The sequence below is a fragment of the Nocardia sp. NPDC057272 genome (assembly GCF_042668615.1).
GTDB lineage: Bacteria > Actinomycetota > Actinomycetes > Mycobacteriales > Mycobacteriaceae > Nocardia.
Genome location: NZ_JBHUYK010000029.1, coordinates 26,417 through 39,941, shown reverse-complemented (window position 1 = coordinate 39,941; position 13,525 = coordinate 26,417). Strand labels below are relative to the sequence as shown.

Here is a 13,525-nt window from a genome sequence, read left to right as displayed (position 1 = left end):
ATGCGCCCAGCCGAACTCCGAAACTTTCGGTGTGCGGGTTACTCGGCGCACCGTTGTGTGCCATCTGATTGAAGACGTTGGTATCGGCGGACTTTGGCAATCGAACTGTGCTCGGTTATAGAGAAGGCGGTGAACGAGGGCCGTCATATCGGCATACGCAGAGGGATGGCGTTGGCGATCAGCGTTTCAATCGGCTCGGACGCTCGATTCTGACCGCCGATAGGGCTCCCTTACCGACAGTCGAACCAATTCCATCGACCCTCATGAGCTCAGAATGGGCAGCAGTCCGAACGTCCGCACATGCCGCTTGGCGCGCGGTCACGAACGTCCGTATCTGCCGAGTATCGGCCACTTCATCGGCCGCATCACCGCTACGATCCGATCATGGAATTCGAAACCTGGTTCCATGGGAATATGCGGGCATTCGCCGATGACCCCGCACAACCCATGAAGGCCGGGGACTACACGAACATCAAGATCGTCAGCGACGGACCACCTATCGCTCATGCGGTGGCCGCAGGAAGTAGTCAACCCGACTGTGGCACAGACGTGCGGGTACTACCCCACGGATTCCCGTGGCCACATCCCATTCCCGATTGGTGGGAACGCTGCCCGGAGTGTGTTGCCCGCCGCCCGCTGTGAGCTCCATGGTCGTCTCCCGCTACTGCTGATCATCCGCTCATGCCGCGATCCGCGCGACCCCGGACGGCCACGACCCGCGCCGACGAACGCACTCAACTACCGATTCCCGTGCGATCGGTGGTGTGAGTTTCAGCTCGTACGCGAAGGCACATCTTCCTCGCGATCCTCTCGAAAACGACCTCTCGACTGCATCAGTTCGAGTGCCGCAGCCGCGAGCGGCTTGATACGCCTAGGCCACCCCGAAGCGACGAACTCCTCATCGGACGAAATCCGAGGCGTCGCAGCGCAGGCATCAAGGAGTGCTCGCTGCACCCTGTCGAGCGCGGTCACCTCTGCCGGTGTGAACGTCGACCATTCGCGCCATAGCCACGCGCTTTCGTCGTCGATCGTGTCGAAGAACTCGTTGATGTAGTCCCCGTACCCCCATGTACGAACACCCTCGTCCCCCTCGACGAGTGTCTCCAGTGCCTCTATCGCGCGGTTTCGCAGTCGCTGCTCGACAATCCGCTCGCTCGGCCGGTCCTGGTCGCCCACGCCCGTGATGCTAGCGGCCCGACGCACTCTCATGCCGCTTATCGCGCGTAGTCGGTGATCACCACTGGTCCTGTTCTGGGTTGGGTTGTGCCCACCGGTGCGGGCTCACCGCCTGCCCGATACGGCCTGCCGTTCACGCGCAGAGGTTCACAGGTCAAGGGTTGCTCAGCAATCAGCGAAGCTGACGCCATCGGCGCCCATGGCCGAATCTTCTGCTCCCGTACCGACTCGACCTGAATGCTGCTGGCAGCCAACACCTTAGCGCTCGCCGTCTATTCGATCGCTGAACGCTACCGTTTGTCCTACTGTGCTGACGGTGCCGACTTTGATCCTGTCCCCTCGATTCACCGACGACTCGGTCCTCATGCGGGGGGCCGCCGTACGTGCCGGTTGGCAGGTGCTGCGTTTGTCCGGATGGCGTATACCACCGGACATGGTGGCCGGACCGGCGGTGATCTACGGCGAAATGCTGTTCGCCGAAGCCGTGGCCGGACAACTCGGCCTCGCACTTCTCGACGTCGCAGAGGACTGGCTGCCCGGACTGGCCCCACGGTTCCTGCGTCGTGGACTGCGCGTGTCGACTCTGGCTGCGGCGCGGGCTCATCCGGGCCCCGTCTTTGTCAAACCTGCCGACGGACGGAAAGGTTTCGCCGGACAGCTGTACCGGGCAGGTGCGGGGCTCCCGCCTGATGACGCGTGCCCGGATGACACGCCGGTGTAGATGGCTGAGCCGGTGACCTGGCAGGTCGAGGTCCGCTGCTTCGTTCTGGATGGTCGCGTGCTGACATGCTCGCCCTATCTTCGTGAGGGGAGCTACACGAACGGCGATTGGTCGCTGACCGTCGAGGAGCGATCCGCCGCCGAGACATGCGTCGAGCAATTGCTTGCCGTGGCACCCACCCCGCCGGCCGTGGTTATCGATGTCGGCCTCATCGAAGGACGTGGTTGGGCGGTCGTCGAAGCCAATAGCGCATTCGGAGCGGGCGTGTACGGATGCGACCCGCAGCGCGTTCTCGAGGTGCTCGCCCGCGCCTGCGTGCCCCGCCACGAACTCGGCGAGTCCGAAGCTACCTGGGCGTTGCCGCCGGTCCGGCTCAAATGATCCACGACCGCAGGAGAGGGGATCCGACACGGCTGTGCGAACCATTGGTCACCATGTTGATGATGAACACTGTTCCTGGCGTTTGCCCTGGTGGGCAGGGTATGGCTACGCGTGTCTGACCTGGGGATTTTGGGTCGCAACGTTGGCCTGAAGCGGGCACCGCTGGGATGCGCTGCGTACTCACTGCGTACCGGAGCTGTCGGGCTCCCCGACCATCGTCTCCCTGCTCACCGACTACTGGCAGCGGCTGCCGCTACCGCGAGTGCCGCTGTTGCCGTTGCTGCCAGCGCGCAGATTGTCATGGGGATGTATAGCCAAACGAAGCCCTCGAGCAAGTATCGGGCCTCTACCCAGGCAGCGAGCGACGAGGATGATTCACCAAGAGCGATGCCCGCCGCAGCGACGGTTACTCCTCGTAGCGCCGGTACGCGAGCTGTAACTCCGATCAGGGCCAGGACCGCAGCGACTCCCGAGACGGCGATGATGAGGCCAGCTGAGACCTCATAGAGTGTGAACGCGCCCGACGTGTAGTCGGTTTCAACGAGGACGGCCCAGGCCCGGACTGCCAGGAGTAGCAGGGCGGCGACTAGTAAGAACACCCCCGCAATGCAGTCCAACGTTCTGCCCTGGTGCTGGTCCACTGGCGGCGGTCCATACGGCTCATACGTATGAAATCCCTCGGGATAGCCGGGCTCTCGCTGCGGGCCACTGTGTGGAAACGGTTGCGAAGACTCAGGATCTGGCTGCTGACTAGGACTTGCCACGAACGTTAGCCCTTTCCCGGACGGCCGAGCGGCTGCCCCAACTGCACCATATGGTTTTCAAACCCTAAGCGAATCCATCCCGGCCTCAGTTGAGCGGGTCGCTCGCCGGCGATCGGCATTGGCCCTGGGTCCGGGTTGGCCTGCACATGAAGGGGCCGGCTACCCGCACTGACCGAACCGGCCAGTGCCGCGTGTGGTCGAGGTCCGTCAGACCGGCCTTCTCACAGGCAAATCGCATAGTCTGCCGCAGTGCCCAAGCTGATGCTGTCGAACCCTTTCGCAGAGAAAATACTCACGGTCTGGCTCGAACCGTGGGGCCGGGATTACTGGATGCGACCGGGAGATGCCTTCGTCATCGAATCCGACGACCGCGCCTCCTTCGAGCAGGTGAATGTTGATCCGCCATTCGAGGTGTCGTGGCTCGAGGACGGCATCATGGTCGGTGTGATGGTGGACAGCACCGTGCGGGATCGGGATGGGATTGAGCTCGAGTGCGGCCATCAACGGCCTGTTGACCTCGACGGGCGGTAACCCCGTAGTTCGGACTAGATCCGGTGCGTCGATACTGCCTCTAGGCATCCTCTTCTGCCGCAACCCGCGCGATCCCGAGGCCCGCGGCACCAGCCGCCAAACGCACTCTTCTGCCGATGTCAGTGCCTTGACAGCACAGCGCAACCTTCAAGACACAGAGGAGTCTTCGTGCGCATGTGCAAAGGTGAACGGCGACCTCGAAGCGGGCATGTCAGCGCAGCGCCGGACTATGGGCAACCGCTCAGATCGATGTCGAGTCGCGCAGATCTTCGACCCGGACAGGTTCTTGGTTCACGAAAATCACTGCCACGCCGTAGGGTTCGCAGATCGGCAATCCGCCCTCGGCGAAGCGCAGGAGCCATTCGGTGCCGTCGTAGAAGTTGAGCTGGGGTCGGTCGACCGGGAAGGTCGTGGGATCGAACCGCTCGAGTAGGTGCATGTCCGCGGGTGTCGAACCGAAGGACGCGGGGTCGGCGATCAGCCCGGTGTGAAGGAATCGCAGGCCGAGTAGCAGGTAGTGGTCCAGGTCGCCCAGCACCGTCGCGATGAGCGCCGAATCGGCGGACCGTCCCTCTGGGAGAACTACGTTCACCTCGACCGGATCGTCGAACAGACTGCTGCTGATCGCGGCCTGTGGAGACCAGGTGCTCTCGTCTTCGGGTCCTGGTTGTGCTGTGAACGGTCCGATGCCTGCGATGAACACGACGCCATCATAGGGACCGCGCGAGGTGGACTGGCCTACTGCACAGAATGTCCCCTCCTGCCGCATACCGTGCTGACCGACCCAGCCAGCGCAGAGAGCCCCGAAAGGGCAAGCGGCCGGGCCGACGACCGGCCAACGCCTGCAACAGCCGAATGGCATGAGCCTGGGCGGTCAGAATTCCAACTGGGCGTCGAGTCGAGCGATGATCGCGCGAAGCTCGCGTGCGCTGCGGGGTGACATCGCTGAGGTCACGATGTCGAGCAGGTCGCGGGCCTGCACCGGACTGCCACAACAGAAGTCGTGCACATCCCCGAACTCGTAGTAATGCCGCAGATCGTGGGTCGGACGGCGAACGTGGTTCTTCCACAGACGAACTGCATTGCCGACATCCCCTGTCCGCAGGTAGTTCCGGGTGCGCTCGAGGCGAGCGATCTCAGAACTCGCTGACGACGACAGTCCGTCGATAGCGGAGGCGGCGCCATGGGGTCGGGGCCTGAACGCAGTGGCGGCCCGGACCTCGGATGGGCGGTTACGCGGCATGGGCCTTTCGGCTGGAGATCATGTCGAACATGATGCCACGATGCGAACCTGGCGAACATACTCAATTGCCGCTGTGCGCGCTACCACGAACGTCCGCATCTGGCGATGTGCGTGTCAACGACGGCGTCGGTCCAGACCGGTGGCCACTACTGTGGGGCAGGTCCTGACAGCGCCGAGGCTTCACGTGAACGAGCAGTGCCATTGAGATGAGAGCGGTGAAAGGCATGGCCGACAGCGAAGAGTTCTCACAATCCGTGCAGGACATCGAGGGTGACGCTTGGCTGGCAGCCGTCCCGGAGGACACCTATCTGGTTCGGACAGTCCTCCGGATGCGGCGGGTTCCGATCGGAGAACTGGATATCGAGGGGCTGCGAATCATGTTGTCGCAGAATGTTGGAACGACGGCAATACTGCCTCGAGCGCTTGATCAGCTGGAGGCGAATCCGCTTGCCGCCGGTCACCTTTATCCGGGTGCCCTGTTGGCGGCGGTGCTCCGACTTCCTGAGGAGCGATGGTCGGACTCGGCCGAGGTCTTGGCTGAAGTGCGAGGCATTGCCCAGCGAGCGGAGGTGATGATCGCCGAGATGGACGGCGCGCAAGTTTCAGAGCTGCGCGGCTTGGTCTTGAAATTCCTGTCGGACCGGTCCGAGGTCGATCCAGGTCGAACGCAGCCGACCAGGGCCTGATGTCGAGGTTCGAAGTCCTGTCCGGCGAGCGGCGCCGGCCTGTTCGTGGCCAGACCCGGACTGATCTCGACGCCATCTTGTGGACTCGGCGTGGGTATCTCAGAAACGACCGATCATGATGCCCAGGATTCCTGCCGTGGCAGCCAATATCGCTGGAATCATAGAACTTTCACCCTCCCCTGTAGTCTCCCGTGCCGGATGAGCCTGTCTCGCGGCGAGTGATCCGAGTGCTGGGGCCGCAAATCCTCGCGACCATCAGACGGTGAACCCGGAGGGTGTGATGGTCGGACGGCTGTTCGGGTTTGCCAGGCAGGTGCTCATCCAGCTTGCCTGGCGGTCCCACCACCTCCGCGCCGCCGAGCCCTATCAGGGTCGATGTAGAGCCGAACACCCTTGTACACCACCGTGTTCGGCGAATCATCGTCGTTGTCCGGGTCGCCGGAGTCCGCGGGATCAGGGCAGTTCCGCGATCTCCTCGATGACGATCTGTGCTCGCGCCGCACCGGGATCGAACATCTCCTGAAATGGCCCGACGAAGGACCCTCCCAGGCCGCGGTGCTTCGCCCGAACAGCCGCCCATCCCAACAGTGCCAACGGACCGATGGTGGCGATCAGCAGTACCAAATCCCCACCCATGCCCACGAGCGTACCGATGAGGTCATTAAACTCCGCCCGGGACGTAATTCGGTGCCAGCGGTTGCCCTGCCCGCCCGTGGTGGTGAAACCTCTCGGGCGCCGGCCGCCCAGACGGAAGCCTCCGACATCGATGGGTCGGCCGAATCATTCGCGATGCTGTCGCGGTTCCTCACCGACCACAATCTGACAGCGCACCTCGCCGCCGCGGAGGCTGATTTCCAGGGCGCTGGATCCACAACGAGTCATGAGGTGACCACCAGATACGGATTCAGCGACGACCTTCTCGATGCCGCGCTGGCTGTACGCGCACACGTCGGACGCCTCAACGACGTCATTCACGCGACCGTCATCGCGCGCGTGCTACCCGCCCTCTTGGAAGACGGAGAGGTAGTCGTCCAGCGGCCCTCTCTGGGAGCCGGAAATGACCCGTCGCGACCATTCGATCTGGAGACAGACCATCGAATAGCCGAGTTCAAGGTCGCACAGTGGAAAGGTGCCGACACCATGCGCAAGCGAGGTGTCGTCGCCGACCTGGTTCACTTGGCGCTCGATGAAAGCGGCAGGCGTGCTCAGCTTTTCGTTGTCGGTGCGCTGCCCATCAGGTTCCTGACAACATCCAAGTCAACGATCGCGTGGGCACTCGCTCGATCGTCTCCCCACACCAGAGCCCGGTTCGAGCAACGCTTCGGACCCGCAACCGATTTCACCATCGCGGATTTCACTCGCGTGCACGGCCGACACATCGAGTTGGTCGACCTCGCCACACTCGTCCCGTCGTTAGCACTTCCGCCCGAGCTGATCTGACGACGGGAGCGGCTGAACGAACACAGAAGTCCGGTCGTCCAGCAGTCGGCGGATCTCATCGTCCGGGTACAGGGTGCTCCGGCTCGTCTGCTGGAACGCAAGCATGAACGCGGACATCGTCGCAGCGACCGGCGCCTGCCGGGTGAGAACCGCGGCGGCTCCCTCGGGGATGCCCTCCGGCGGCGCACCCGCCGCGATGGCGCGCACCATCTCGGCGCGTTCAGCCCGGTCGTCCCGCCGGAACCCGTACAGAGCCGTGAGCAGCCAGTTCACCAAATAGGTGGCGGTGAAGCCGCAGTCATAGCTCTGGTTCCGGTCGAAGAACGCGGCTTCCTGCGGCGAGAGGTCGAACCCCGAGTAGAGCGCGAGGCCGTAGTCTGCGAAGTAGAGGCGTCGACCGTCGGTCAGGATGTTCTGGAAGTGCGCGTCGAGGTGCAGGAGCCCACGACTGTTCATGAATGCGGTGGCGGCGGCCAACTCCCGTTCCACCATCGCGCAGGCCCGGTCGGTGGCCTCATCGCCCGCCTCGATCTGGGCATTCAGCCACTCGTGCAGGGTCTGCGGAATGTACTCGAGGAACAGCGCGATGGTCGCCGAAGAGTCCCGGATGGCCTCGATCCGGTGACGTATCTGGGGTCGGCCATCCCAGTAGGCGACGGCGCGATCGATGTCGGCGAGCTCGGCCGGCAGCGGCGTCGTGTCCGGCAGCACCCGCCAGTGGTACATCAGCGGGAACGCCTCGCGTCCGGCAGCGAGCACCCAGTTCGTCGTCATGGTGTGCACGGCGAGCTCACGCCAAGCCCCGAAGCCCGTCCCACCGATGAGGCCGACGCCGTAGTGGTGGAACATCGGCACATCGAACAGATTCGCGGTGGACCGGACGTGCTCCGGCTGCCGTTCCAGATCGGTGAGTGGCACTCGCTTCACGAAAACCGGAGTTCCGGCGATCTCCAGCAGCGCTGACTTCCCGCCGATACCGGAACCGATCGGCACGGCCGCATCCACGAGCTCGCCCAACGCATGATCGCTGTGCAGTGCCAAGGCAGTAGAGACGGCGCCGTGGACGCGCAGGCGCTCCGTGCGCGACATGTCAAGGGGCGTCGTAGCATCGCGGGACTCTCGGCCACGTATCACCACGTTCGCGCCTCCCCCAGCCGCACTCGCAATCAACAGTCAGCCTATCGCGATCTCAACCTGTCGAAACTCTGAGCAGAACGTTCACTCAGCTGTCCCGGTACTCCTCGAGTCCGGGCATTCATCACGAATGCAGTGCGTCGAAATGAATAGTTCGCCCCGGCGCGTGAGCTGCTCGGACGAATCGACGACGGGCCGCAGATCCCCGCGGCCGACAGTACGCCGACTCGACAATTCACATGAGCACGCGCTCACGCCGGCGGGCGTGGCTGTTTCCCGATCCGCGGCCCTGGGTTCGGCCCGCTCTCGGCGTCGGTCGGCCGGGCACTTCTCATGTCACCTTGATGACGACCTTGCCCGAGGTGTGACCGTTCTCGACGGTGGCGAGGGCTGCCGGGGCGTCGGAGAGCGGATGGACCGCGGTGATCACGGGTGCGAGAACTCCGTCGAGGGCCAGCCGGGCGGAGCGCTCCAGGTTCTCGCGGTCAAGGCGACGCTCGATGAAACGCCCCCCGAGATCGGGCACAGACATATCACCCACCGCGATGATGTTGCGGGGATCGCGGGCCAGTGGCGCGACCGTCCGGAGTGAGGTGCCTCCGACCAGATCGACGATCCCGTCGAAGCCGTCCGGAACCAGCTCGCGCGCCGCGGCGACGACGTTCTCGGCGGCGTAGTCGATGAACCGCACCCCGATGGCTTCAGCGTGCTCGCGCTTGGCAGTGCTGCCGGTGCCGATCACACGCAGCTCGCGCCCGATGGCCAGCCGGGCGACGGCGAGGCCGACTCCACCTCCGACCCCGTTGACCAGGACCGTGGTACCGGCCGGGAGGTCGAGCTGGTCGAGCGCATCCACCGCGGTCGTCCCGGCCACCGGCAGCGTTGCCGCCACGGTCGCGGACAGGCCCGCCGGGATGCGCGCGGTGTTCGGCGCGGACAGCACCGTCGTCTCGGCGTAGGTGCCGCCACCGGTGAGCGCGAAGCCGAAGACCGCATCACCCACCTCGAGCCCTTCGACGTCCTCGCCCCGGGCGAGAACGATTCCGGCAGCCTCCATGCCCAGCACGCGGGGAAACGGACGCCCGCCGTCGAGCCCGGGGACCAGACCCGAGCGCACAAGGTGGTCAAGGGGATTCACGCCGGCGACGTCGACCCGGATCAGCACCTCGCCGCGACCGGGAACGGGATCGAGACGATCGAAGAACTCCTGCACCTCGGGTCCGCCATGCCTGCCGAAACCCCACGCCTGCCCCATTGTCTGCCGCCTCTCGACATACCGGCCCAGGTGATTCCGGGCTCTGTAGCCATCCTCAACCCTCACACCGATGTAAGAGGCAACCGATTGAGGTGCAGGTCACAGCGTCAGGCCGACCGCGCCACCGGTTCGGCGGCCGTGGACAGCTCCGCCCGGTGCCGGCTGTTGGCCCTGATCAGCGCGTCGAGCGCATCTCGGGTCTCGGTCAGGTGCGCGATATCGGCGTCGATCCGGTCGCGCTCGCGCGTCATCGTCGCGAACGTCTCCTCGGCGATACCCAGGTCACCGGGGACGTCCACACACGGCAGCACGGTCGCGATCACCCGGCTGGACATACCCGCGTCGAACAGTTGCCGGATGAGCGACACACGCTGGACCTCGGCATCGGAATAGTGACGCTGCCCGGTGTCGGAGCGTGAGCTGGTCAGCAGGCCCTGCGCTTCGTAGTACCGCAATGAGCGCGGACTCACGCCCGTGCGCTTGGACAGCTCGCCGATCCGCATCCTGAGAGGCTACGCCGGTGCGTTCTGGGCCGGAGGGCTCCGATGTCCTGCCAGGTCTGCTTCATTCATCACAGAACCCGGCGTGACCAACCAGCTCGAAAACCTCGGCATGGCCACATGACATTCACAACGCATGCACCGATGAGTCTGCGCAGGTGCCGGCGTCTGCACTACAGAAGACGAAGCGGCTCAGCGCGGCCGTTTCGCCGCACACTGTGAGGTGCGCAGTGCATCGCACCCGTAGGCGACTGAGTGTTGGAGGTACCTCGTGACGGATGCCCTAGGCCGTGACGCCCTCTGGGCGATGGCCCACGCCGAACGCGCCGCCCTGGCCGACGATCTCGCCGGCTTGGACGACCAGCAGTGGGGACGGCCATCGCTGTGTGGGGACTGGGTGGTCGAGGAGGTCGTCGCGCACCTCACCGCAGCAGCGAGCACCGGACGGCTGCGCTGGCTGTCCAGCGTCCTGGGCGCCCGCTTCGACTTCGACAAGCACAACAACCGGCGTCTCGCCGAGCACCGTGGGCGTACTCCCGCCGAAACCCTCGAACGGTTCCGGGCAGTCGTCACCAGCACCACCGCGGCTCCCGGACCCACGGCAGCCTGGCTCGGTGAAGTCGTCGTCCACGCACAAGACATCCGGCGTCCCCTCGGACTGCCGCGCACACCGTCGACGGAAGCCGCTACCGAAGTCGCGCGTTTCTACGCCGGACGTGACTTCACGGTTGCCGGCCGCAGCAATGCCGAGGGCCTGCGATTGGAGGCGACCGACGGATCATTTGCTGCCGGGGCCGGCCCTGTGGTCAGCGGGACCACGATCGCGCTGACTATGGCGATGGCCGGCAGAGCTGCGTACTGCGATGACCTTGCCGGACCCGGCGTGCCGCTGCTGCGCGACCGCGTGACCGCTCGATCCGGCACCCGCAGCGGATGATCCCGTCCCCCTCCTCCGAGGCCGCGCCTGTCACCAAGGCACTGTTCCGGCATCGTCGAAGAATCCGCCGGCCGGTCCGTCGTCGGGCAGAGTCGCGAGGTGAATCGCGATCGCCGCGCCCTGTGCTGGTGTGCGGACGCCTCGCAAACCGTTGAGATCGGTGGCGGTGAAACCTGGGCAGCCGGAGTTGATCAGGATGTTGGTGTCGCTCAGTTCCTTGACGTATTGGATGGTGACGGCGTTGAGGAAGGTCTTCGACGCCGAGTAGGCAGTGGGAATCGGACCCATGTCGATGCCGGGGGTGGTCTGCAGGGCGAGCGAGCCCACGCTGCTGGACATGTTGACGATTCGCGGTGCTGCCGAGCGGCGCAGCATGGGCAGCATCGCGTTGGTGACCCGGATGACGCCGATCACGTTGGTTTCCACGACAGCTCGCACAGTCGCGGGATCGACCGTGGTGGGTGTCTGTGGCACGCTGCCGGTGATCGCGGCATTGTTGACCAGGACGTCGAGCCCTCCGGCATGGTCGGCGATCAGCTCGGCCGCGGCGGCGACACTCGCGTCGTCGTCCACGTCGAGCGGGACTCCGAACGCATCGATGCCGGCCGCGCGCAGCTTCTCCACCGCGGTGTCGCGGCGGTCTCGATCTCTCGCGCCCACACCGATTCGCCAGTCGAGGGCGCCCAGGCCCGCCGCGATCTCGAATCCGATTCCTTTGTTCGCGCCGGTCACCAGCGCGATTGTCCGTTCACTCATGCCGTCGACAATGCTGCGGATGCAGGTGGGGCGTCCAAGACCGATCGGGTGCGCGTCAATACCGCGCGGGTATTGGTCGTGGTCAGCGCCGGATACGATGACCCGGTGGAGACGCGGGAGTTGCGATACTTCGTCGCCGTCGCCGAGGAGTTGCACTTCGGGCGGGCGGCACAACGGCTCGCGATGGCGCAACCACCGCTGTCGAGGGCGATCCAGCAACTGGAACGGCGGCTCGGAGTCGTTCTGCTGCACCGCACTACCCGCGCGATCACGTTGACCCCGGCCGGAGCGGTGCTGCTGAGGGAGGCCCGGCTCGCGATCGAAGCGGTCGACGCCGCCGAGCGCCGCACCCGTCGCGCCGCTGCCGATCGGCCCGGTGTGGTGCTGGCGACCAAGGCAGGAGCGTCCAGCGAACTGTTGTCGAAGCTGCTGAACGCCTACGCCGCCGACCCCTGCTCCGTCGAGGTCGAGGTGGTGCTGTGCGGGCCCGGCGAACCGGAAAGCCTGCTACGCAACGGGAGTGCCGACGTCGCTCTGCTCCACCGGCCATACGACACGACAGCCGGATTCGATACCGAGGACCTGCACACCGAACAGCAGATCGTGGTCCTGCCCGCGGGGCACCCCCTCGCCGACCGAAATCACCTGTCGATGGCCGAGGTCAACGCCCTGACGGACCTGCCCCTGCCGCGATGGCCTCGACCCGATGGAAGCTATCCGGACGGCCCCGGCCCACAAGTTCGCGACCATACCCAGTTGACCCAGCTGATCACACTCGGTCGGGCCTGCGCGGTCATGCCCGAATCGCTCCGAGCCCAGCTACGCCACGAGCACGCCATCGTGGCGGTACCGGACGCACCGGCCGTCACAACCGTCATCGCCTGGCCACCCCACAGCAGATCAAAAGCCGTCGCCGACCTCGTCCGCACAGCGACAAGCCTCTAGCAGTCCAGCTGCGGACCGATACGCTGTTGCAGTGAAGGAGATGCTGGGAAACGGTGATGGCTGTGAACTGCCTGCCATCGCTGTCTATTGGCTCAGCGACAACCCGCAACCGGGCATCGTGCTGGTCGAGTTGGTCGATGTACACGACCGACCTCACCAATTGGTCGCTAAGACCGCCTACTTCGGCGGGGAACTCCTTCCCACATCGGCCTATCCATGCCCCACCACTATCCAGTGCACGATCGAGGACATCGACGACGACATAGCAACCGTCAGCACATGGTGGTTATCCGGCGGCCCCGACGATGTGCCGTTCGTCTTCGACGTACGACTGGACACCCTCGCCCCAACCGACCGCCTACCGCCGCCCACGCGTCCGGTCGTGCATCAGCAGTAGGAGCAAACCTGATTCGGATCAGCGGGTGATCGTGCTGGCCGATTCGGTGAGGATGCTGCTCAGCCACCGCTGGGCGTGGTCGTGGTCAGGTGCCGGCGCCCAGCTCGGAATCGTCAGCACCCGCATCCCTGCCGCATGCGCTGACCAAATACCCGCTACCGAATCCCCTACTGCCACACACGTATTCGGGTCGACTGCCAGCAGGGCGGCCGCATGCAACCAGGGCTGTGGGTGGGGCTTGGTTTGCGCCTGGTCCTCACGAGCGACCACGACCTGCAGGGATCGGCGCAGCCCGAGATGATCGAGGGTGGCTGCGACGAACCGGCACGGAGAAGCCGACACCACACCGGTCGCCGCCCGGTTCGTGACCGCCGCCAACAGCGCGTCCACCCCCGGCAGCAACTCGATGTGACCGGCTTCGACCTGGTCGATCATCGCCTCCACAGACTCGGCGATGACCTGATCGACGGCATCGATACCGCACACCCGGGCCAGGTGCCGAGCCCAGCCACCGTGCCCGTGGGTACTGTGCCGGTCGGCATCGGTCCAGAGATGGCCGTGACCGGCGGCGTATTGCGCCCAGCGGCGGTCCCAGGGCTCCTGTTTGCTCGCTGAAACGGTCATCATTGGCCTTCCTGTCCAGGTCATGGGAGTGAAAT

General features: G+C 65.1%; 14 protein-coding genes and 1 pseudogene. 7 read left to right on the top strand and 8 right to left on the bottom strand.

Features of this window, described 5'->3' with window-relative positions; genetic code table 11:
- Positions 1 to 771: 771 nt before the first annotated feature.
- The gene (locus ACFULV_RS28990; RefSeq protein ID WP_378662144.1) at positions 772 to 1,176 is read right to left on the bottom strand and encodes a hypothetical protein; all 405 of its coding nucleotides are present in this window, start codon (positions 1,174 to 1,176) and stop codon (positions 772 to 774) included.
- A 364-nt stretch (positions 1,177 to 1,540) separates the two neighbouring features.
- Here ACFULV_RS28990 and ACFULV_RS28985 point away from each other — a divergent pair.
- A pseudogene (locus ACFULV_RS28985) lies at positions 1,541 to 2,278 on the top strand (ATP-grasp domain-containing protein).
- Between the two features lie 1,013 nt (positions 2,279 to 3,291).
- Positions 3,292 to 3,573: a hypothetical protein gene (locus ACFULV_RS28980; RefSeq protein ID WP_378662141.1), complete on the top strand. Its 282-nt coding sequence runs from the start codon at positions 3,292 to 3,294 to the stop codon at positions 3,571 to 3,573.
- A gap of 241 nt (positions 3,574 to 3,814) precedes the next feature.
- Here ACFULV_RS28980 and ACFULV_RS28975 read toward each other — a convergent pair whose 3' ends face one another.
- Together ACFULV_RS28975 and ACFULV_RS28970 are read right to left on the bottom strand one after the other, a co-directional pair.
- Entirely contained in the window at positions 3,815 to 4,276 is a 462-nt protein-coding gene (locus ACFULV_RS28975) for a hypothetical protein (protein ID WP_378662138.1), read from the bottom strand.
- A gap of 171 nt (positions 4,277 to 4,447) precedes the next feature.
- A complete protein-coding gene (locus tag ACFULV_RS28970) occupies positions 4,448 to 4,816 on the bottom strand; it encodes a hypothetical protein (RefSeq protein WP_378662135.1) in 369 nt (122 codons plus the stop codon).
- 224 nt (positions 4,817 to 5,040) lie between these two features.
- On the opposite strand from ACFULV_RS28970, the gene ACFULV_RS28965 reads away from it, so the two are divergent.
- The gene (locus ACFULV_RS28965) at positions 5,041 to 5,502 is read left to right on the top strand and encodes a contact-dependent growth inhibition system immunity protein (RefSeq protein WP_378662132.1); all 462 of its coding nucleotides are present in this window, start codon (positions 5,041 to 5,043) and stop codon (positions 5,500 to 5,502) included.
- Between the two features lie 393 nt (positions 5,503 to 5,895).
- Positions 5,896 to 6,942: a hypothetical protein gene (locus tag ACFULV_RS28960; protein ID WP_378662129.1), complete on the top strand. Its 1,047-nt coding sequence runs from the start codon at positions 5,896 to 5,898 to the stop codon at positions 6,940 to 6,942.
- Here the strand turns inward: ACFULV_RS28960 and ACFULV_RS28955 are convergent.
- From ACFULV_RS28955 to ACFULV_RS28945, 3 genes are all read right to left on the bottom strand, one after another.
- Positions 6,916 to 8,031, bottom strand: a complete 1,116-nt coding sequence (locus ACFULV_RS28955; RefSeq protein ID WP_378662127.1) for a protein kinase family protein — start codon at positions 8,029 to 8,031, stop codon at positions 6,916 to 6,918. The two genes, ACFULV_RS28960 and ACFULV_RS28955, sit on opposite strands and share 27 nt — an antisense overlap.
- A gap of 376 nt (positions 8,032 to 8,407) precedes the next feature.
- Positions 8,408 to 9,331 carry a zinc-binding alcohol dehydrogenase family protein gene (locus ACFULV_RS28950; protein WP_378662125.1) on the bottom strand — a complete coding sequence of 308 codons (924 nt, stop codon included), beginning with the start codon at positions 9,329 to 9,331 and terminating at the stop codon, positions 8,408 to 8,410.
- A 107-nt stretch (positions 9,332 to 9,438) separates the two neighbouring features.
- Positions 9,439 to 9,834, bottom strand: a complete 396-nt coding sequence (locus ACFULV_RS28945; RefSeq protein ID WP_378662122.1) for a MerR family transcriptional regulator — start codon at positions 9,832 to 9,834, stop codon at positions 9,439 to 9,441.
- Between the two features lie 304 nt (positions 9,835 to 10,138).
- On the opposite strand from ACFULV_RS28945, the gene ACFULV_RS28940 reads away from it, so the two are divergent.
- Positions 10,139 to 10,768 carry a maleylpyruvate isomerase family mycothiol-dependent enzyme gene (locus ACFULV_RS28940; RefSeq protein ID WP_378662241.1) on the top strand — a complete coding sequence of 210 codons (630 nt, stop codon included), beginning with the start codon at positions 10,139 to 10,141 and terminating at the stop codon, positions 10,766 to 10,768.
- 30 nt (positions 10,769 to 10,798) lie between these two features.
- Here the strand turns inward: ACFULV_RS28940 and ACFULV_RS28935 are convergent, their stop codons facing one another.
- Complete coding sequence (locus ACFULV_RS28935; RefSeq protein WP_378662119.1) at positions 10,799 to 11,524, bottom strand: SDR family NAD(P)-dependent oxidoreductase; 726 nt, start codon at positions 11,522 to 11,524, stop codon at positions 10,799 to 10,801.
- A 105-nt stretch (positions 11,525 to 11,629) separates the two neighbouring features.
- On the opposite strand from ACFULV_RS28935, the gene ACFULV_RS28930 reads away from it, so the two are divergent.
- Positions 11,630 to 12,469, top strand: coding sequence for a LysR family transcriptional regulator (locus tag ACFULV_RS28930; RefSeq protein ID WP_378662117.1), 840 nt, complete (start codon positions 11,630 to 11,632; stop codon positions 12,467 to 12,469).
- Positions 12,470 to 12,500: 31 nt separating this feature from the next.
- Entirely contained in the window at positions 12,501 to 12,866 is a 366-nt protein-coding gene (locus ACFULV_RS28925; RefSeq protein WP_378662114.1) for a hypothetical protein, read from the top strand.
- Between the two features lie 18 nt (positions 12,867 to 12,884).
- Here the strand turns inward: ACFULV_RS28925 and ACFULV_RS28920 are convergent, their stop codons facing one another.
- Entirely contained in the window at positions 12,885 to 13,490 is a 606-nt protein-coding gene (locus ACFULV_RS28920) for an HAD family hydrolase (protein WP_378662111.1), read from the bottom strand.
- Positions 13,491 to 13,525 lie beyond the last annotated feature (35 nt).